At 68.3% G+C, this 19425-nt stretch carries 15 protein-coding genes; 6 read left to right on the plus strand and 9 right to left on the minus strand.

From position 1 onward, the window contains the following. Window positions 1–129 precede the first annotated feature (129 nt). Together SNOV_RS14010 and rsmB are read right to left on the minus strand one after the other, a co-directional pair. Window positions 130–1860 (minus strand): heparinase II/III family protein, encoded by a 1731-nt coding sequence (locus SNOV_RS14010; RefSeq protein WP_013167608.1) that lies wholly within the window; start codon window positions 1858–1860, stop codon window positions 130–132. A gap of 128 nt (window positions 1861–1988) precedes the next feature. Continuing rightward, complete coding sequence (gene rsmB, locus SNOV_RS14015; RefSeq protein WP_013167609.1) at window positions 1989–3329, minus strand: 16S rRNA (cytosine(967)-C(5))-methyltransferase RsmB; 1341 nt, start codon at window positions 3327–3329, stop codon at window positions 1989–1991. 133 nt (window positions 3330–3462) lie between these two features. On the opposite strand from rsmB, the gene SNOV_RS14020 reads away from it, so the two are divergent. Further along, on the plus strand, window positions 3463–4434 hold the full coding sequence (locus tag SNOV_RS14020) for a glucokinase (protein WP_013167610.1): 972 nt from the start codon (window positions 3463–3465) through the stop codon (window positions 4432–4434). Here SNOV_RS14020 and SNOV_RS14025 read toward each other — a convergent pair. The 3 genes from SNOV_RS14025 to SNOV_RS14035 all read right to left on the minus strand — a co-directional run bounded on the left by SNOV_RS14025 (window position 4409) and on the right by SNOV_RS14035 (window position 7551). Continuing rightward, window positions 4409–5161, minus strand: a complete 753-nt coding sequence (locus tag SNOV_RS14025) for an RluA family pseudouridine synthase (protein ID WP_013167611.1) — start codon at window positions 5159–5161, stop codon at window positions 4409–4411. The two genes, SNOV_RS14020 and SNOV_RS14025, sit on opposite strands and share 26 nt — an antisense overlap. Before the next feature lie 38 nt (window positions 5162–5199). Further along, a complete protein-coding gene (locus SNOV_RS14030; RefSeq protein ID WP_244412760.1) occupies window positions 5200–6690 on the minus strand; it encodes a patatin-like phospholipase family protein in 1491 nt (496 codons plus the stop codon). Between the two features lie 81 nt (window positions 6691–6771). Further along, complete coding sequence (locus tag SNOV_RS14035) at window positions 6772–7551, minus strand: 3-hydroxybutyrate dehydrogenase (protein ID WP_013167613.1); 780 nt, start codon at window positions 7549–7551, stop codon at window positions 6772–6774. Between the two features lie 196 nt (window positions 7552–7747). Here SNOV_RS14035 and SNOV_RS14040 point away from each other — a divergent pair, with 196 nt between their 5' ends. Further along, complete coding sequence (locus tag SNOV_RS14040) at window positions 7748–8221, plus strand: Fur family transcriptional regulator (RefSeq protein WP_041782282.1); 474 nt, start codon at window positions 7748–7750, stop codon at window positions 8219–8221. A 6-nt stretch (window positions 8222–8227) separates the two neighbouring features. Here SNOV_RS14040 and SNOV_RS23065 read toward each other — a convergent pair whose 3' ends face one another. Next, complete coding sequence (locus tag SNOV_RS23065; RefSeq protein WP_081440981.1) at window positions 8228–8554, minus strand: helix-turn-helix domain-containing protein; 327 nt, start codon at window positions 8552–8554, stop codon at window positions 8228–8230. Between the two features lie 160 nt (window positions 8555–8714). On the opposite strand from SNOV_RS23065, the gene ispG reads away from it, so the two are divergent. From ispG to SNOV_RS14060, 4 genes are all read left to right on the plus strand, one after another. After that, complete coding sequence (gene ispG, locus SNOV_RS14045; RefSeq protein ID WP_013167615.1) at window positions 8715–10004, plus strand: flavodoxin-dependent (E)-4-hydroxy-3-methylbut-2-enyl-diphosphate synthase; 1290 nt, start codon at window positions 8715–8717, stop codon at window positions 10002–10004. Between the two features lie 853 nt (window positions 10005–10857). Further along, window positions 10858–11895, plus strand: coding sequence for an aspartate-semialdehyde dehydrogenase (locus SNOV_RS14050; protein WP_013167616.1), 1038 nt, complete (start codon window positions 10858–10860; stop codon window positions 11893–11895). A gap of 136 nt (window positions 11896–12031) precedes the next feature. Then, window positions 12032–12667 carry a DUF1007 family protein gene (locus SNOV_RS14055; RefSeq protein ID WP_013167617.1) on the plus strand — a complete coding sequence of 212 codons (636 nt, stop codon included), beginning with the start codon at window positions 12032–12034 and terminating at the stop codon, window positions 12665–12667. Continuing rightward, window positions 12664–13626: a nickel/cobalt transporter gene (locus tag SNOV_RS14060; protein ID WP_013167618.1), complete on the plus strand. Its 963-nt coding sequence runs from the start codon at window positions 12664–12666 to the stop codon at window positions 13624–13626. Before SNOV_RS14055 ends, SNOV_RS14060 begins: the two co-directional genes overlap by 4 nt. Before the next feature lie 141 nt (window positions 13627–13767). Here the strand turns inward: SNOV_RS14060 and SNOV_RS14065 are convergent, their stop codons facing one another. The 3 genes from SNOV_RS14065 to SNOV_RS14075 all read right to left on the minus strand — a co-directional run bounded on the left by SNOV_RS14065 (window position 13768) and on the right by SNOV_RS14075 (window position 19307). Next, on the minus strand, window positions 13768–14508 hold the full coding sequence (locus tag SNOV_RS14065; RefSeq protein WP_013167619.1) for an acetoacetate decarboxylase: 741 nt from the start codon (window positions 14506–14508) through the stop codon (window positions 13768–13770). Window positions 14509–14662: 154 nt separating this feature from the next. Beyond that, on the minus strand, window positions 14663–18142 hold the full coding sequence (locus SNOV_RS14070) for an autotransporter outer membrane beta-barrel domain-containing protein (RefSeq protein WP_013167620.1): 3480 nt from the start codon (window positions 18140–18142) through the stop codon (window positions 14663–14665). Between the two features lie 169 nt (window positions 18143–18311). Continuing rightward, window positions 18312–19307: a WD40 repeat domain-containing protein gene (locus SNOV_RS14075; RefSeq protein WP_013167621.1), complete on the minus strand. Its 996-nt coding sequence runs from the start codon at window positions 19305–19307 to the stop codon at window positions 18312–18314. Between the last annotated feature and the right edge of the window lie 118 nt (window positions 19308–19425).

Consider the following 19425-nt stretch of genomic DNA (forward strand, 5'->3'; position numbering starts at 1 on the left):
CGCCCTATCACGTCTGGCCCGCCGCGTGAACCATTCCCAACCGTCATCCCGGGCGGCCAAAGGCCGATCCGGGATCGTAACCAGAATGAAGAGCGATCCCGGCTCTCGCTCCGCTCGGCCGGGATGACGCTATCCCCGCAGCGCCTTCAGCCGGACGAAGGTCCATTCGACGCGTGGCGCCTCGCGCACATGGCCGGCGATGACGAGTTGCTCGGTGCGGCGCGGACCGGTGCCGCCGGCGAGGAACACGCTCTCCTCGATGACAACAGCGCAATCGGGGGCGGTGAAGGCCCAGTCGTCGCCGTCGGGGAGCTTCAGCACCACGGTCTGCCCGTCCGAGCCGCGCGAGGGCTCGACCGAGGGGTGCAAATGGAAGCGAATGGCGTAGCGGCCGGGCTGGTCGGAAGGGAATTCCTCGCCCTGCGCCACGCGGAACAGGTCCTCGCCATCGATCCGCATGCCGTCCGGCGACAGCCGCCAGGAGCGCTGGTGGACGACGCCGAAGCGCGCCGCATAGCCGTCATGGCTCGCCAGCAGCACGTCGGCGCCGCCATGCTCGCCGCGCTCGACGCGGATCTCGCTCGGCCCACTCAGCACCGGCGTGCCGCAAAGCCGCGTCAGCGCCCCGCCGGAGACGAAGCGGCAGGAGGAAGCGTCCTCGACCACGGCGGCGGAATGCGCGGCGGTCTGGCGCGCTACGCCGCGCCATTCCTCACGGCCAGTGGCGGGCAGGCCACAATTGACCACGATGCGGTGGCGGCCGGACGACATCTCGAAGGACAGGCAGCCGGCATGCGCCTCCTGGCTCAGCCCGATGGGCGGTGGGGCGCCGGTGTCGGCGATCACCACGGTGCCGCCCGCCTCCATGCGCTGGTAGCCGGAATAGGGCGCGTTCGACACCGGCCGGCCGCGCGCATCGTCATAGGCGAGCACGGTGGCGAGCGCGTCCGCTGGTGTCGGCCCCATGCCGTTGAACAGCGCGAAGGCGCCGTCGACATGGCGGAAGAAGCGCAGCATCGGCATCATGCGGTCGATGGCGTTGAGCAGCGCCGGCGGCGGCGCGATATGGCGGGCGCTGTAGCACTGGCGCAGCGGCAATAAGTCGAGCAGCAGGTCGATCAGCGTGCCCGGATTGCGCCCGGCATGGCCGCCATCGCCGAGGATCTGCCGGTCGAGTTCCTCGATCAGCCGCTTCTGCGCCGTGCGCATCAGCCGCCCCTGGTCGGCCATGCACAGGCCGGCGAAGGAAAGCGCCAGCGCGCAGGCAAGGCGCGGCCGGCCGTCTGGCGCGCTCGTGCCGACGCTCTTCAGGTAGCGCACCTGCCCGGTGAGGCTGCGGATGAAGCGGCGGTGGAAGCTCGGATCGGCGTCCTGCAGGATCAACGGCGAGTGGGTGAGCCAGCTCATGACCCGCCGTGCGGCGACGTCGGGCGCGGCCGCCTGCGGCAGGCGCGGGCCGCGCAGCGCGATCCAGTCGCCGACCAGCGCCCGCGCATGCGCCCGGGCGATCGGCGTGCCGGCGGCCTGGAGATGGCGCAGCCAGCCGAAGCTCATCAGTTCGCGCGCCCATTCCGGCGAGGGCGGCACGATCTCGAAGGGCGAGACGCCCTCGGTCAGCGCCAGCTTGCCGGCGAAGGCGAAGCGCCCGGCATAGAATTCGCCGGCGCGGGCAGGATCGCCGGTGCGCAGATCGTGCGGCGCGATGAGCAGGCGCGAGGGCACCGGCACCGAGGCGACGCGCCAGGGGAACCAGCCGTGAAACCACGGCTGCGCCATGGCGCGGGCCACGAGGCCGCTCCAGCCGGATTCGGTGGCGAACAGCGCCAGACGGGCGCGGTCCGCGTAGATGTCGCGGGCCATGGGCGCCTCAATCCTTCTCGAAATCGCCAAGCGAAGAAAAACCCCAGGGAATCACCCACCCTCCCGGCCGCGAATCTTAGCGAAGCGGGAGGTCACGTCCAGCCGAGGCGGCAAAGCCTTGGCGGGACTCACTTCCTGCGGCGCAGCCGGGCGGCGAAGAAGCCGTCGATGCCGGCAAAGCGCGGATCGGCATCGGGCAGGTGAGTCGGCAGGGTGCGCAATTCGCCGGCGGCGTTGATCCACTCTGCGGCCACACCGCATTCGCCTGGCGCCACCGGATCGCGCACGAAATCGGGCCGCGCGGCGAGCAGCGCCTCGACCTGCTTCTCGCCCTCCTCCGGTTCCAGCGAGCAGGTGGAATAGACCAGCACGCCGCCCGGCTTCACCAGGTCGGCGGCATTGGCGAGGATGCGCGCCTGAAGGGCGCCGAGGCTGGCGATATCGGCCGGCGCCTTGGTCCAGGCGACATCCGGATGGCGGCGTATGGTGCCGGTCGCCGAGCAGGGGGCGTCGATCAGCACGCCGTCGAACGGCCCGCCTTTCCACGCCGCCGCATCGGCCTCGACGATCTCGGCATCGAGGCCGAGCCGCGCGAGGTTCTGCTTGAGCCTTTTCAGCCGCTGGCCGGAGCGGTCGAGCGCGGTGACGGCGGCCCCTGTCGCGGCAAGCTGGGCGGTCTTGCCGCCCGGCGCGGCGCAGAGATCGGCGATCGTCTCGCCCGCCTTGGCGTGCAGCAGCCGCGCCGGCAGCGCGGCGGCGGCGTCCTGCACCCACCACGCTCCTTCCTCGAAGCCCGGCAGCGCGGTGACGTTGCCGGCCTCGACCAGCCGGATCGAGCCGGTCGACAGCAGCTTTCCGCCGAGCTTTTCCGCCCATCCGGCGGCATCGTCCTTGGCGGTGAGGTCGAGCGGCGCTTCGCTGGCGAGCGCATGGGCGATGGCCAGCGCATCCTTGCCGCCATAGGCGGCGGTCCAGCCGTCGACCATCCATTGCGGCTGGTCCGCCACGTCGGGGAGCATGGCCTTGCCCTCCCGCGCCACCCGCCTCAGCACGGCGTTGACCAGCCCCTTGAAGCCGGCGCTCGCCGGGCTCTCCGCCGCCAGCGCAACGCTGGTGTCTACCGCGGCGTGGTCGGGCACGTCCATGAACAGGATCTGCGCCGCGCCGGTGACGAGCAGCGTCTCCACCCTCCCCGCCTTTTCCGGCAGGCCGCGCTCCAGCAGCGAGCCGATCAGCGCGCGCAGGGTGCCGAACTTGCGCAGCGCGGTCGCCGCGATCATGCGAGCGAGGCCGCGGTCGCGCTCGTCGAGCTCGCGGGTCAGCCGCTCCAGGGCCTCCTCCAGCGGCCGACCCTTCTCCAGCACGGCGTCGACCGCGTCGGCCGCGGCGCGGCGGACGGCAAGGCCGGGTGCGGCCGGGCGCGGGGCGGGTCTCTCGGGGCGGCGGGGGCGATGCGGGGCGGCGTTCATCGGCAAGCCGATAGGCCCGCCGCATCAGGAAGGCAACCACAGCGAAACCGAAGCGACCCTCCGGGGCTTGTGGAAGCGGGCGAGATTGGGTCCTATCCACTCCCGCCCGCTTCGGTCCCGCAGATTTGGATCCATGCCCCATCTCATCCTGATCGCCGATATCGGCGGAACCTCCTCCCGCCTCGCCGTCGTCGACACGGACGGCGTGCCGCGCGACATCCAGATCCACCGCAATGACGACTTCGCCGGCTTCAAGGAGCTGATCGCGGCCGACCTCGACCAGCGCGGCCCCGGCGCACGCACGGCGGTCGGCGGCGCCGTCCTTGCCGTGGCCGGGCCAGCCGACCAGGAGAGCGTGAAGCTCACCAACCGCGACTGGGGCTTCACCAAGCGCGACATGCGCAAGCATTTCGGCTGGCAGAAATTCGCCGCGGTGAACGATTTCGAGGCGCTCGCCCATGGCGTGCCGGCGCTCGGCGCTTCCGACCTCGTGCCGGTCGGCGGCGGCCTTGCCGAGCCGGGCGCGCCGATGTTGGTCTGCGGCCCCGGCACCGGCTTCGGCGTCGCCGGCATCGTCAAGATCGCCGGCCGCCACCACGCCATCACCGGCGAAGGCGGCCGCGCCCGCCTCGGCGCCGCGGATGCCGAGGAGGCGCTGCTGCTCGGCCATCTGGTGCGCGAGCTCGGCCCCGTCGTGGTGGAGCATGCGCTGTCGGGCTCGGGCCTCGCCCGCATCCACCGCATCCTCGCCGGCGCCGCGCTGACACCCGAGGCGGTGATCGCCGCCGCCAAGGCGGGTGACGAGGCCGCGCGCGAGACCTGCAACGTATTCCTGAAGCTGTTCGGCCGCATCGCCGGCGACCTCGCGCTCATCGTCAATGCGCGCGGCGGCGTCTATCTCGCCGGCGGCGTCTCGGCGGGGCTGGCGCCGTTCTTCGCGGAATCGCCCTTCCGCGCCATGTTCGAGGAGCACCCGCCGCACGGGCCGCGCCTCGTCGCCACGCCGGTCAACATCATCACCCACCCGACGCCGGGCCTGATCGGCTGCGGCCAACTCGGCGCGCGGCTCGCCCGCAGCCTCAAGCCCGGCCTGCACGTCGTGTGAAGACGACCGCATCCGCCGCCGCCTCCAGCGCGGCGGGGTCGAAGCCGGCGCGCTCGATGGTCGCCCGGATGTGCGGGGGCAGCGGCGCGCGCACGTCGATCGCCTCTCCCTTGCGCTGAGGGATCACCACGCGGCGCGAATGCAGGTGCAGGATCGGCCCACCCGGCAGGCGCGAGGCGCCGCCATAGATGCTGTCGCCGAGGATGGGATGGCCGATGGCGTTCATGTGCACGCGAAGCTGGTGCGTGCGCCCGGTCAGCGGCGACAACACCAGCACGGCCAGCCCCTCCCCCGCCGCGATGGTCTCCCACTCGCTGATGGCTTCCTGCCCGTTCGGGTCGACCGCCATCCACCAGCCGCGGGTCGGCGAGCGTTTCGACAGCTTCAGCTCGATCCGCCCGCGCGGCTCGGCCGGCACGCCGCGCACCACCGCCATGTAGGTCTTGCCCACCGTGCCGTCGGCGAATGCCTTGCCGAGATCGGCCAGCGCCTTGCGATGGCGGCCGAGCACGAGGCAGCCGGAGGTGTCCTTGTCGAGCCGATGGGCGAGCTCGGGCGCGTTCGGCAGGCCGAAGCGCAGCGCGTCGAGATGGTCGGCCAGCGTCTCGCCACCTTTCGGCCCCTTATGGACCGCCAGCCCCGCCGGCTTGTCGATGACCAGCATCATGCCGTCGCGGTGCAGCACACGGGCAGCGATGTCGAGAGAAGCGGTGTCGGCGAGGCTCATCGCGCCGTCACAGCACAAAGCGGAGGGGACGTCGAGAGCTAGCCCCGCGTCAGCTCCTCATGCACGTCGAGCGTCGAGCGCACGCCGATGCTGTCGAAGTGCTTCTCGAGGAAATTTTCCGCCGCCTCGCGGCCGATGGCGTGGAGATAGAGCAGGAACTCCCACTCCGCGTTCATCTTGGTCGAGGCATCGAGCTCGATCAGCTTCTCCGCCCCGTCGATGCGATGAATGCGCAGGTCGCGATAACCCTCGACGCCGTCATCCTTGCGGTTCAGCTTGCCGTGCTTGAGCAGCCTCGTGACAAATTCGGCAGCGCGCAGCTGGGCGAGCAGCGAAGCGTTGAAGGTGATCTCGTTCATCCGGTTCTGGATATCGCGGGCGGTCTTGGGCGTCTCGCGGCGGATGATTGGGTTGATCTGCACGAGCAGTATGTCGTCGGTCTTCACCGCGTTGTAGAACGGAAACAGCGCCGGATTTCCCATATAGCCGCCGTCCCAATAGGGCACGCCGTCGATCTCCACCGCCTGGAACATGAAGGGCAGGCAGGCCGAGGCCATGATCGCCTGCGCGGTCAGTTCGTGCTTGGCGAAGACGCGCACCTTGCCGGTGTGGACGTTGGTGGCGGAGACGAAGACATGCACATGGCGGCAGGATTGCAGCGCCGCGAAGTCCACATGTTCCTCGATCAGCTCCATTAACGGGTTGATGTTCAGCGGATTGAGGTCGTAGGGCGAGAAGAAGCGGCTCATCACATCCACGGCGACATAGGCCGGGTTGGTGTTGAGCGACCAGTTGCCCATCAGCCGGTCGAGCAGCGTGCGTTGCAGCGGGCTGGCGCGCCCGTCGCGGGACACGTCGCGCCAGTAGCGGTTGAGCGCCTCGCGCCCGCCTTCGTTGCCCCCGCGCGCGAGGCCGGTGGCGAGCACCGCCGCGTTCATCGCCCCGGCGCTGGTGCCGGAAATGCCTTCGATGGCGATGCGCCCGTCTTCCAAGAGGCGGTCGAGCACGCCCCAGGTGAAGGCGCCATGCGCGCCGCCGCCCTGCAGCGCGAGGTTGATCGGCTTGAGCGCTGGCTGGGCCGCCTTCACCGCCTCGACGGCCTCGATATGGTCGGTGTCGCGATTGACCTCGCCCTTACCGGTCGGGGTGGCGAGCGCACCGGCCGCCGCTTCCGCCTTGGCCTGGTCGTGCGTCGATTTCGCCGCCGCAGGGATCTTGGCGGAACTTTTGGCAGCGGGCTTCTTCGGCGCCGGCTTGGCGGGCGACGGCTTGGCAGAAGCAGGTTCAGCCTTGGCGGATGACGGCTTGGTCGCAGCCTTCGCCGCCGGCCGGGCCTTGGAAGCCGCAGGCTTCGGCGCGGGCGGAACGGCCGCCTCCGCCACTGCGGCGGGCTTCGCCGATGCGACGGAGGGTTTAGCGGCGGGCTTGGCCGCAGACTTGGCCGAGGCCGGCTTCCCCGTTACCGGCTTGGCAGGCGCCGGCTTCACTGGTGCGGCCTCGACTACGGCCGGCGCCGATTTGGCCTCCACGGGCGACGCCTTGCCGGCCGGCTTGCGTGGGGACCGCGGGGGCTTGGGTGTCTGCGCCACGCGCCTGCCTCCTGTCGAACGCTACTCGGCGACCCAGCCGCCGTCGATCTGCTGCAGCGAGCCGGTGATCGACTTGGCGTTCTCGCCGGCCAGGAACACGGCGAGCGCCGCCACCTGGTCGACGGTGACGAATTCCTTGGTCGGCTGCTCCGCCAGCAGGAACTCCTTCACCTGCTCCTCGGTGATGCCGCGCGCCTTGGCGGTGTCGGGGATCTGCTTCTCGACGAGAGGCGTCCACACATAGCCGGGGCAGATGGCGTTCACCGTGATGCCGAAGGTCGCCGTCTCCAGCGCGATGGTCTTGGTGAGACCTGCGATGCCGTGCTTGGCCGAGACATAGGCCGACTTGAAGGGCGAGGCGACCAGCGCGTGGGCCGACGCGGTGTTGATGATGCGCCCCCATTTGCGCGCCTTCATGCCCGGCACCGCCGCCTTGATGGCGTGGAAGGCGGCTGAAAGGTTCAGCGCGATGATGAGGTCCCACTTCTCGTCCGGGAAGTCCTCGACCGGCGAGACGTACTGCACGCCGGCATTGTTGACGAGGATGTCGACCGAGCCGAGCTTCTCCTCGCCGAACTTGACGAGGCCGGCGCATTCGGACGCCTTGGTGAGGTCCGCACCGGAATAGACCGCCTTGATGCCGAACTCGGTCTCCAGCCCCGCGCGCAGCTTCTCGATCTCGCCGGCGTCGCCGAAGCCGTTCAGCGTGATGTTCACGCCCTCGGCGGCGAGCCCGCGCGCGATGGCGAGGCCGATGCCGCTGGTGGACCCGGTGACGACGGCGTTCTTCCCCTTAAGCATGAAGCTGCTCCTCAACGAGATGGAAGCACGCGCGCCCTGCGCCGGGTCTCGCGACGTGCCGTTCGAGTTCCCATTTACCGCAGGCTAGCACGGTCTTGTGCGCTGCAAACAGCCCTTGTGCCGTTCCGCACGGTCATCCGTACGTCACATGCGGGACATGGTTTTCGGTTTACTAGCCGCGGAGTACGATTGCGCGATGACGAGCCGCCACCACGACGACCACGACCACAGCGCCTGCGTCGCCGACGCACTGGCGCGGGCGGAGGCGTCGTGCGGCGAGCGCGGCGCGCGGCTCACGCCGCTGCGCCGCCGCGTGCTGGAGGAACTGGCCGACAGCCATGTGCCGCTCGGCGCCTATGAGCTGGTGGAGCGGCTCGGCGCGTCTGGCGAGAAGCCGCCACCCATGTCGGTCTACCGCGCGCTGGATTTCCTGGTGTCGGAGGGCCTCGCCCACCGCATCGAGAGCCGCAACGCCTATATCGCCTGCGGTCGCGACCACGGCGCCGATGACGTGATCGTGTTCCTGATCTGCGAGCAGTGCGGGCTGACCTCCGAGGTTTCCTCGCACGCCATCGGCCGCGACCTCGCCTGGGCGACCCGCGCCGCCGGCTTCACGCCGCACACGCCGGTGATCGAGATCGTCGGCACCTGCGCCCGCTGTCGAAAATGAACAAAGTCAGGAAAATTGAACGATCAATTTCACATTTTCAATTGCATAGCCACTAACATCGGCAATTCGTCGACGAGCATCCTCAATTATATCAGGTATCTTTTCTCTGCCATCATTTTCTCTAGAGTCAGTGCTGTAAGAAGAGAACATGTCACTGGTGCTAATGCCCAATGCATCGGATATTTTTTCAAACATTTCTCGACGAGGGAGTACTCCATTCTTTTCCCAGTTCCATACAGCCGTCACGCTGACGCCCAATTGCGCAGCCAGCGCTGATTTGGTTAAATTTTTCGCTTTCCGAGCAGTCTCAATTCTAAACCCCAAATCATGCATCGCAGTTCCTCCTAATCTGGACACAGTGTTTCACGTTAAAATTAAAATGTCGAGGTAAATTTTAATTTAAGTGTTTCGACTGCGTTTTGTCACGCAATCGAAACACTCACATTGCCGTCTTTGTGCTAAAGCCGCTCAAGCCATGCGTGAGGAGGATTTAATGCTGGCCATCGTCGCCCCGGAGCTTGAAGCCGCCGGCCCGGCGCCGCGCCGCATGACGGTTCCCGTGCAGGTCGGCCGCGTCATGGTAGGCGGCGGCGCGCCGGTCGTCGTGCAGTCCATGACCAATACCGACACCGCCGACGCGGCGGGCACGGCGCTGCAGATCGCCCAGCTCGCCCGCGCCGGCTCGGAGATCGTGCGCATCACGGTCGACCGCGACGAATCCGCCGCCGCCGTGCCGGAGATCAAGGAGCGCCTGCTCAAGATGGGGCTCGACACCCCTATCGTCGGCGACTTCCACTATAATGGCCATCTGCTGCTGACGAAGTTCCCGGACTGCGCGGCGGCGCTCGACAAGTACCGCATTAATCCGGGCAATGTCGGCTTCGGCGAGAAGCGCGACCGTCACTTCGCCACCATCGTCGAGCAGGCGATAAAGCACGACAAACCGGTGCGCATCGGCGCCAACTGGGGCTCGCTCGACGGTGACCTGCTCACCGCGCTGATGGACCAGAATGCCAAGCTCCCGCGCCCGGCGGACGCCCGCGCGGTCACCCGCGAGGCGCTGGTGCGCTCCGCCCTGCTCTCGGCGGCGCTCGCCGAGGAGATCGGCCTGCCGAAGGAGAAGATCATCCTCTCCGCCAAGGTCTCGGCGGTGCAGGACCTGATCACCGTTTATGCCGAGCTCGCCCGTCGTGCCGACTATGCGCTGCATCTCGGCCTCACCGAGGCGGGCATGGGCTCGAAGGGCATCGTCGCCTCGACCGCCGCCATGGGTGTCTTGCTGCAGCAAGGCATCGGCGACACCATCCGGGTCTCGCTCACCCCCGAGCCCGGCGGCGACCGCACCCGCGAGGTGACGGTGGCGCAGGAGATGCTGCAGACCATGGGCCTGCGCACCTTCGTGCCGCTGGTCGCCGCCTGCCCCGGCTGCGGGCGCACCACCTCCACCACCTTCCAGGAACTCGCCTTCGAGGTGCAGGACTTCATCCGCACCTCCATGCCCGAATGGAAGAAGCACTATCCCGGCGTCGAGACGCTGAACGTCGCGGTGATGGGCTGCATTGTTAACGGCCCAGGCGAAAGCAAGCACGCCGACATCGGCATCTCCCTGCCCGGCACCGGCGAGTTCCCCACCGCCCCGGTCTATCTCGACGGCAAGAAGGCCATGACCCTGCGCGGCCCGACCCTGCGCGAGGACTTCAAGAAGATCGTCGAGGACTATGTTGCGCGTCGTTTCGGCGTCGGCGCGAGCGCGGCGGCCGCCGGCGTGGACGCGGCGGAGTAGGCTGCCTTCTCTCCATCGTCATCCGGCCCCCGGGTCTTGCCTTGGGTAAGCCCAAGGGCAGGCTCCGCGCAGCGAGAGCCGGGATCGCTTCCCGATATTTGTGCGCATAGGCCTGATGGCCGTCCGGGATCACGATGTCGGAACAGGGACCACGTCATCCCCGGGCTTGGCCCGGGGATCCACGTCTTTCTCGTTTCACGTTGTCGCTCATTCCAGGTCGTGGATGCCCGGGCCAAGCCCGGGCATGACGGCATAGGCGGAAGGGATGACGGCCCCTGGGATCTCTGAGGAATATAATCCTAGACAAAGCCTCCCCCATCTGCCATCCTTGCCTCACCTCGTCCCGATGAGGGGGCGCAACCGGAGCGGCCGGCTCGCGCGGGACGGGGGGCGGTGGCCGTCTGGCGGGGATAACGCACCTCGTCCGGGCGGCGGCCCAAGCCGTGCGTTCCCGGCTCGCACTTTCCGCGAGTCACCGTGGCTGGCGCTAACCGGTTCGCCGGCAAGCGCGCAAGCCCCCCAGCGGAGGATAGCAACGGTAGTTCCTCCGGGGGCCGCATGGAGCAAGCCCGAAAACACCGCGTGCGGGGCGCCGGGCACGGCGCGTCGGTTGGTTGAATGAAGGCTTGCACCACCTTTTCACAATCGGTGCAGGCGACCGCCGGAGTGTCCGCTCCGGCGCCCCGCACGCCCTTCCTCGAAGGGCGACCGGAAGGCCCGAACCTCCGCACCGAAAGGTGACGGGGCGATCTGGCATGCCTGAGCGGTACCAGCGTTGCGCGCGTGCCCCTTTCGGCGTAAAAGCCCGCGCTCGCCCGAGCCTGTGAATGGCAGGGCTTTCAGGAGAATGATCATGGGCTACAAGGTCGCCATCGTCGGTGCCACAGGCAATGTGGGCCGCGAAATGCTCGACATCCTCGCCGAACGCGGCTTTCCCGCGGACGAGGTCGTTGCGCTCGCCTCCCGCCGTTCGGTCGGGACGGAGGTCTCCTTCGGCGACAAGACCCTGAAAGTCAAAGCCCTCGAGCATTACGACTTCTCCGACACCGACATCTGCCTGATGTCGGCCGGCGGCGAGGTGTCCAAGGAATGGTCGCCCAAGATCGGCCGCCAGGGCTGCGTCGTGATCGATAATTCCTCGGCCTGGCGCTACGATTCGGACGTGCCGCTGATCGTGCCGGAAGTGAATGCCGACGCCATCAAGGGCTTCACCAAGAAGAACATCATCGCCAACCCGAACTGCTCGACCGCCCAGCTCGTCGTGGCGCTGAAGCCGCTGCACGACAAGGCGACGATCAAGCGCGTTGTCGTTGCGACCTACCAGTCCGTCTCCGGCGCCGGCAAGGACGCCATGGACGAGCTGTTCGCGCAGACCCGCGCCGTGTTCGTGTCGGACCCGGTCGAGGCGAAGAAATTCCCCAAGCGCATCGCCTTCAACGTCATTCCTCACATCGACGTCTTCATGGAGGACGGCTACACGAAGGAGGAATGGAAGGTGATGGCGGAGACCAAGAAGATCCTCGATCCGAAGATCAAGCTCACCTGCACCGCGGTGCGCGTGCCGGTCTTCATCGCCCATTCCGAAGCCGTGAACGTCGAGTTCGAGAACCCGATCACGGCGGAGGAGGCGACCGAGGTCCTGCGCAACGCGCCGGGCGTGCTGGTGGTCGATAAGCGCGAGCCGGGCGGCTACATCACGCCCTATGAGGCGGCCGGCGAGGACGCGACCTACATCTCGCGCATCCGCGAGGATGCGACGGTGGAGAACGGCCTCAGCTTCTGGTGCGTCTCCGACAACCTGCGCAAGGGCGCGGCGCTGAACGCGGTGCAGATCGCGGAAGTGCTGGTCAACCGCAAGCTGCTGCAGCCGAAGTCCGCCAAGGCGGCCTGAGCAGCGCTTCCGGCGCTTCGATCAATCCGACGGCCGCCCTCGGGCGGCCGTCGTCGTTTCACGAGGCCGCGTCACCATTCCGCCGAACTCGCCCGCCAGACAGGAACGCGTGGCGGCATGTGCGGGGAAGACATTCATGTTCCGGCGACTATTGGTGGCGGCGCTCGCCTTCATCGGCCTGATCGGGCCGGCGCTGGCCCATCCGCATGTGTGGGTGGAGGTGCGCTCGCAGCTCGACTACGCGCCGGACGGCACGCTCACCGGCGTCAAGCACGCGTGGAAGTTCGACGAGGCCTTTTCCAGCTACGCGCTGCAGGGGCTGGAGACCACGCCCGACGGCAAGCCCAGCGACAAGACGCTGAAGGAGCTGGCGCAGGTCAACATCGATTCCCTCAAGGAATTCGACTATTTCACCTACGCCAAGCGCGGCAAGGAAGACGAGAAATTCCTGCCGCCGACCAATTATTCGCTAACCTATGACGGCACGCAGCTCACCCTGCACTTCACTTTGCCCTTCGAGAAGCCGCAGGCGAAGAAGGGCGCGCTGACGCTCGACGTCTACGACCCGACCTATTTCGTCGCCTTCCAGCTCGCCGATGACGATCCGATCAAGCTCGCCGGCGATGCCGCTGGCTGCGCGCTCACTTTGCACCGGCCGGACCCGGCGGCGACCAATTCGTCGAACCTCACCGAGAGCTTCTTCAACGCGCTGACATCGTCGAGCCAGTTCGGCTCGCAATTCGCCAACCGCGTCACGGTGACCTGCTCGTGAGGCAGCGCCTCCTCCTCGCCACGCTGGCCATCGCCGCCGGCTGGCTGAGCCTGCACCCCGCCTTCGCGCAGAGCCCGTTCGGCGTCGGCGCCCCGCCTCCGCCCCCGGAGAGCGGCGGGATCGCCGGCTACATCCTCGCCAAGCAGGCGGAGTTCTACCGGCTGCTCACCTCGGCGGTGCGTGCCTCCAAGCAGGACGGCAGCGCGCTCGCTTTGCTGGGCGGCATCTCCTTCGCCTATGGCATCTTCCACGCCGCCGGCCCCGGCCATGGCAAGGCGGTGATCTCCTCCTACCTCCTGGCCAATGAGGCGACGCTCAAGCGCGGCATTGGCCTCGCCTTCGCCAGCGCGTTTGCGCAGGCGCTGGCCGCCATCCTCGTCGCCGGCGTCTTCGCGGTGATCCTCGGCGCCACCGCCGCCTCGATGAGCCGGGCGGTCACTATCGTCGAGATCGCCGCCTATGGGCTGATCGTGCTGATCGGCCTGCGCCTCGCCTACATCAAGGGCCGCGCGCTGCTCGCCGCCTGGCGCGGCGTGCCGGCCCATGTCCACGGCCCGGATTGCGGCTGCGAGGACGGGCACGGCCACATGCCCGGTCCGGAGGAACTGCCCAAGGGCAATAGCTGGCGCGAATGGTGGGGCGCGGTGCTCTCGGTCGGGCTGCGCCCCTGCTCGGGCGCCATACTGGTGCTGGTCTTCGCGCTGACCCAGGGCATCTTCTGGGTCGGCGCCGCTTCGACCCTGCTCATGGGCGTGGGCACGGCGATCACGGTGAGTGCCATCGCCGCCATCGCCGTCTTCGCCAAGCGCGCGGCGGTGCGCCTCGCCGCCAACCGGCCGGGTTCGGCAGGCACGGTGATGCTGCGCGGCGTCGAGTTCCTCGCCGCACTGGCGCTGATCGCCTTCGGCCTCGCGCTGATGCTCGGCTTCATGGCCAGCGAGCGCCTGACGCTGGGGTGAGGCCCGCCTGCATCAACAGCCTGCGTCCTTCGAGGCCCGGCTGCGCCGGGCACCTCAGGATGAGGCTGGACAGGGATTTGCGGAAACCGGCCTCATGCTGAGGTGCCACCCGCAGGGTGGCCTCGAAGCACGCAGGCCCGCTCAATCCTTCAGATAGTCGTGCACCACCTTGCCGAGGCCCAGCGTGAGATCGGTGCGCATGTGCACGGCGGAGAGTACCTCCAGCACGGGGAGCTTGGCGACGTCGCAGATGGCGTGCGGGAACAGGCCGAGCGCCGCCGGGCCGGTCCAAGCCTCCTTCAGCGTGACGTTCTCGAGATAATATTCGACCAGTTCGCACACCCGCGCCGTGCCGTCGACATGCGGGATGATCTTGATCATCCAGTTCGGCGCGGCCAGCGACTTGAGCACGGCGTCATGGTCGAGCGCCTCGTACTTGTAGCCCATGGTGGCGGAGGCGCAGAGCACGCTGCCGTAATGCAGGCTCCCTACCAGCACGTCGCTCTCGACGGCCATTTTCGGCTTGGCGAGCTTCTTCGGGAAGCCCCACAGCTCGCGCCCGCCGGCGATGGGCGACTCGTCGTCGAGATACATCGCATGGACATAGCCGCCCTTGCGGCCTTCGAACTCCACCGGGATCACCTGCCCGGTCTCGGTGTAGTCGCCGAAGCCGGTCGAATCCGGCATGCGGATGAACTCATATTTGACGATCGGCTCGATGACCTTCAGCGGCTCGGGCACCACCTTCTCCAGCGCCGCCGGATCGGTGCGGTAGGTGACGATGAAGAACTCGCGGTCGAAGAAGCGATACGGCCCCTTGGGATAGGAAGGGCTGGTCAGCGGCATGGAATAGGCGGTGCGGCGGACGTCCTCGATCTTCATGGCGGGCCCTCGTGCTGAACGGTAGCCCAGCCTAGTCGACAATACTGCGCTGCAACAGCGCGAAGCGCGTCACTGGCATGTCACGATGCGGCGTACCGGCAAAGGCGGGCGGCCGGCAGCGCGTCTCCGCGCCACCGCCCGCGGGAAGCGTCGATCAGAAGCGGTAGGTCAGGCCGCCCTTGATCGCGTTGGTGTCTACGTCGCTGGCGAACTGGCCCTCATAGCCGACGTTCAGCGACAGGTTCTGGCCGATGTTGAGATCGATGCCGGCGCCGAGCACGAAGCTGTCCTCAGCGATCGGCGCGCCGGCCACGGTAAAGGCGCCGCCGGTCGAAGCGAAGGACATGGCGACTTCCGGGGACAGGTCGCCATAGGCATGGCGCCAGGCAAGCGTCGCATGCGGCGTCACCGTGCCTTCGCCCACCGCGAAGCTGGTGGCGAGGCGCAGGCCGAGGGTCGAATAGGGCACGTCATAGGACAGGCCCGACGAGGACAGGCCGAGGACCGGCGCGTTGGTCTCGACGAAGCTGTCGGTGTCGATCCAGCTCCAGGCCATCTGCGCGAAGGGCTCGAAGGCGATGCCGGCCGCCTCGACCGCATAGGCGGCCTCGACGAAGACGTTGGCGGTCGAGCCGTCATAGGAGCCGAGCGGGTTCTCGGCGAGGCCGAGCATCGCCGCCGTCCGCTTGGTGTCGACGTCGCTCCAGCCATAGCTGGCGCCGCCGCGCAGGCGCCAGGCGTCGAGGCTGGCGCCGGCATAGGCGGCGATCAGCGCGGTGTCCGCGTCGGCGCTGCTCAGCCGGTCGTCGATGTCGGTGCTGGACGAGGTGTAGCCGGCGGCTAGGCCGAAGGTGGCGTTGCCACTGGTGACATCGGCGCCGGCGAGGAAGCCGCCGAGCGAGCTATCGATATCGGCGGCATTGCCGTTGCCGTCGGTGCTGTTCCACTGGCCGAAGCCCTGCGCCCAGGTGGCGTAGACCGGGCCGGCCGGCTCGAGCGGCGCGGCCTTCACCGGGAACGGGCTCGCCGGCTCCGGCGCCCTGGCGGCATAGGCGGTCACCGGGCCGCCGGCGGCGAGCGCCGCCATGGCCGGCGAGTCCCCGGCGGCGGATGCCTGGCGCAGGCGGCCGACCAGCGTGTCGGCGACCAGGTTCGACTGGTAGAACAGCGTGGTGCCGACCGAGGCATGCACCTCGCCGGAGAGCAGGTCGAAGCCCTCGGCGATCGCCGCCTGGTCGCCCGCCGTGGCGGCGAAGACGGTCGACTGCAGCAGCCCGCCATTGGCGAACTCGATGGCGTTCGCCACCGCGCGCTGGTTGGCGGTCTGGGCGAGGCTGGCGAAGGAGGTGCCATTGCGCTCCAGCGTCAGCGTCACCGACGCACCGTCGCGGCCGAGCGTCGGGTCGATGAACAGGAAGTCCTGCGCCATCGTGATGCCGTCGAACTTGCCGTCCGGCGTGGTCGTCGCATCGGCCGAGACGATGGTGTAGACGGCGCCGACATTGAGCGGCCCACCCTCGCTGGAGAGCATCACCGTGCCGCCATTGATCGCCGAGGTGTCGGCGACGATCCGGTCGGAGCTCGTCTGGTTGAACTCGACGACATAGGTCGAGCCCGTGTCGAAGGTCGCCGTGCCGTTCACCGTGACGGTGCCGATCGAGTTGCCCGGGGTAACCGTGCCGCCATTGCCGACGGTCAGCGAGCCGAGCGTGGCGTTGCCGCCCAGCGTCGCCCCGTTGGCGATGGTCAGCGCCACCGAGGGCAGCGCGCCGTTGAGCACGAAGCTGCCGTCCACCACCACGGCGCCGGCGAAGTCGCTGCTGCCGGTGCCGGTGAAACTCGAACCCTCGCCGATCAGCAGCGTGCCAAAGTCGCGATACTGCGCCTCGTCGCCGAGCAGGCCGAGATTGAAGCTGCCGCTGCCGCCGAGCTCGAAGGTGTTGTCGCCGTCGCCGCCGGTGACGTAGCCGGTGACCTGGCTCCCCGAGCGGTAGACGAACAGGTCGTCGCCACCGCCCATGTCGACCGCCTTGGCGTTGTCGCTGCTGATGACACCGGCGTTGACGATGACGTCGTCATTGTCACCGATGAAGGTCACCGCGACACCGTCCGAAACGACCGTGCCCTCGTTGATTAGCGTGGTGGCGAAGGGCGCCGGGCCCTGCGAGCTGTCATCGATCAGGATGGCGCGGCCAACGTCGTCCTGGCCTTCATTGGCGTAGTTGTCGAAGGCCTGGATGGTGGCGCCGGCATGGTTGTGGATGAGGCCGCCGCCGGCGGCGATGCCGTCCGCCGTGTTCGGATCGCCGTCATTGGTGCCGGTGGCGCCGGTGCCCTGGATCAGGCCGTAATTGTGCAGAATCACCTGCCCGTCGACGTCCACGCCGTCGCCGTCGCCGTCCGGCGTGCCGTCGGCCGTGTCCTCGTCGTCGTCGAGCAGGCCGGTCACGGCGCCCTGGATGGTGCCGTAATTGGTGATGGTGACGATGGTGTCGCCGGTGCTGTCGACGTTGATGCCCGAGCCGTTGCGGCCGAGGATCATGCCACCAGCCTCGTTTGTCACGGTGACAGCGCCATCGCCGGTGACACCATGTTTCGCCCCGAGGATCTCGCCACCGGTCTTGTTCAGAACCGAGCCGCCGGCGCCCTGGAAGTCGACGCCGTCGCCGTCGCTGGTGAGGTCCGTCGACTGGATGACGCCGTAATTGATCACGCTGGCGAAGGCGCCGGGACGGATGCCGTCGGCTTCCGAGGACTGCAGGACGCCGGTGGCGTGGTTGATGATGGTGATCGTGTTGGTCGCCGAGGTGAGGTCGGCGAAGTCGAGCGCCTGGCCGGCGCCGCCGTCGATCAGCCCATGGTTCTCGATGGTGATGACCGCGCTGGAGGCGTTGTTGTCGGCGTCGGCGGCGATCTTGAAGGCATCGTCGCCGCCGATGATCTTGCCGCCTTCCTCATTTACGAGGGTGAAGGTCGAGACGTTCTCGATATTGCCTTCGTCGTCGAATTTCAGCGCGCGGTCGTCTTCGTTGAGGGTCTGGATCGTGCCGGAATTGATCAGGGTGATGGCGCCGCTGCCGAAGCGGATGGCGTCGTTCTCCTGCGCGGTGATGCTGCCGCTGTTCTCGATCACCACTACGGCGCTCGCATCGGTCGCCTTGTTGAGATCGAACACCTGCCCCTCGCCCGAGGTCATCTCGCCGGTGTTGATCACATGCAGGTAGCCGCCGGCGAAGGCATCGTTGATGCGCACCGTGTCGTCGCCGGATTCGATGACGCCGTTGTTCTGGAGCGTGAAAGTGCCGCTCACCTCGCCGTCCGTGTCGATCGCCCGGTCGGTGGTGGAGATCGTCCCGTCATTGGTGATGACGACGCCGGCTCCGGTCGCCGGACCGTCCCAGACGATGGCGTCGTCGCCGTCGGTCTCCAGCGTGCCGCCCTCTTCGATCACGCCCGTATCCGTGCCGGAGACACTCTGCGGCGCGGTCTCGGTCGTGCCGGTGGGAACGATGAACGAGCCGCTCGGCGCGGGATCGGCATGCGCCGGAGCAAGGCCGGCGGCCAGCGGCACGAACAGCAGAGCGCTGGCGGCCAGCAGAGCGGAGCAGCTGGCCGACGAGAAGAGGCGGTTCATGGGGCGGGATCCTGGACGATCTTCGGGTCGTCCCCCGCTACCGGCGGCTTATGACAGCGGGGTGACGCCGCCACGACCGCAGCCGGATTTCCGGCAGCGCGCCTCCTCAGCCGACGCTGCGTTGCCTCACGGCCACAGCCTGCCAAGCCGCTGATTCACAAAGGACCAATCAGAAGGCGAGAAGGCCCGCCGTCTCGCCTTCTGTACCGATGGCGAGCGCCCCACCATCCGCCCGCCAGGCCATGGCGCTGACCGGCTTGCCGTCCGGTGCGCGCAGCAGGATCTCGGCGCCGTCGGAGATGCGCACCATCAGCACCAGCCCGTCCTCATAGCCGCAGGCGATGACCTCGTCCTTGGGGTGGGTGGCCACCGCCGAGACGCGCACGTCGCGCGGGGCGAGCATGGTGGGCTGCTTGCCCATCGGCCCTTCCTTCGAGCCGAAGGGCCAGAGGATCGCCTCGCCCGAGCCGGAGGTCGCGAGATAACGTCCGCCCACCGTGAAGGCCATCGAGCGCACCCGCGAGGGATAGCCGGACATGCGCATATGCGCCCCGTCCGGCAGGCGCCAGCCATGTAGCGCCGGCTCCTGCATGGTGGTGACGAGGAAGCGTCCTTCCGGGTGCCAGAGCACGCCGCGATGCGAGCCCTTCCACTCCAGCACTTCGGGTTTGGCCACCGCATTCGGGAACCACAGGCTCGCCCCGCCATAATGGGCGACGGCAAGCCGCGTGCCCTTCGGCGCGAAGGCGAGGCCGCCGACGGTGGACGGGAAGTCATGCGACTTCCTCTCGCCCTTCACCGGCTGGAAATAGGCGGTCTTGCCGACGGAGAAGGCGACAGCGCCGTCGCCGGCAACCGCCACCTGGTCGATCCAGCGACCCTTCTGCTCGAAGACCGCCTCGACCGAGCCGTCGCCCTTGGTGGCGACCACCCGCCCGTCATCGCCGCCGGTGACAAGGCGCTTCGCATCGCCGGAGACGGAGAGGATGGCGCCCTTGTGCGCCTCGACCCGCTGCTCCTCCTCGCCGACCAGCACGACAGCGCCGCCCTCCAGCGCGAAGGCGGCCGTGGGGCCGAGGAAGCGCACGCCGGCAACCGCGCCGCCGACATCGACGGGGCGCAGCTTCGAGGTGAGGGAGGACGGAGAGGAGGACAGGGCGGCCATGGGATTCCGGCGTCGTTCGGTGACGACGCCGGGGTTAGCGGAATTTCGGCCGGGTGTCATGCGTCGCGCGGAAACTGCCCGGCTTCATCGTCCTTCGAGGCTCGCTGCGCTCGCACCT

The sequence above is a fragment of the Ancylobacter novellus DSM 506 genome (genome assembly GCF_000092925.1).
GTDB classification, from domain to species: Bacteria; Pseudomonadota; Alphaproteobacteria; order Rhizobiales; family Xanthobacteraceae; genus Ancylobacter; species Ancylobacter novellus.

Bases quoted from the DNA above. Each gene is read 5' to 3' on its own strand.
- SNOV_RS14055 (WP_013167617.1), top strand. From the start codon at position 12,032: ATGTTCCGGCGACTATTGGTGGCGGCGCTCGCCTTCATCGGCCTGATC.
- SNOV_RS14075 (WP_013167621.1), bottom strand. From the start codon at position 19,307: ATGGCCGCCCTGTCCTCCTCTCCGTCCTCCCTCACCTCGAAGCTGCGC.
- SNOV_RS23065 (WP_081440981.1), bottom strand. From the start codon at position 8,554: ATGCATGATTTGGGGTTTAGAATTGAGACTGCTCGGAAAGCGAAAAAT.
- SNOV_RS14025 (WP_013167611.1), bottom strand. From the start codon at position 5,161: ATGAGCCTCGCCGACACCGCTTCTCTCGACATCGCTGCCCGTGTGCTG.
- SNOV_RS14020 (WP_013167610.1), top strand. From the start codon at position 3,463: ATGCCCCATCTCATCCTGATCGCCGATATCGGCGGAACCTCCTCCCGC.
- SNOV_RS14065 (WP_013167619.1), bottom strand. From the start codon at position 14,508: ATGAAGATCGAGGACGTCCGCCGCACCGCCTATTCCATGCCGCTGACC.
- ispG (WP_013167615.1), top strand. From the start codon at position 8,715: ATGCTGGCCATCGTCGCCCCGGAGCTTGAAGCCGCCGGCCCGGCGCCG.
- SNOV_RS14070 (WP_013167620.1), bottom strand. From the start codon at position 18,142: ATGAACCGCCTCTTCTCGTCGGCCAGCTGCTCCGCTCTGCTGGCCGCC.
- SNOV_RS14050 (WP_013167616.1), top strand. From the start codon at position 10,858: ATGGGCTACAAGGTCGCCATCGTCGGTGCCACAGGCAATGTGGGCCGC.
- SNOV_RS14035 (WP_013167613.1), bottom strand. From the start codon at position 7,551: ATGCTTAAGGGGAAGAACGCCGTCGTCACCGGGTCCACCAGCGGCATC.
- SNOV_RS14010 (WP_013167608.1), bottom strand. From the start codon at position 1,860: ATGGCCCGCGACATCTACGCGGACCGCGCCCGTCTGGCGCTGTTCGCC.
- SNOV_RS14040 (WP_041782282.1), top strand. From the start codon at position 7,748: ATGACGAGCCGCCACCACGACGACCACGACCACAGCGCCTGCGTCGCC.
- rsmB (WP_013167609.1), bottom strand. From the start codon at position 3,329: ATGAACGCCGCCCCGCATCGCCCCCGCCGCCCCGAGAGACCCGCCCCG.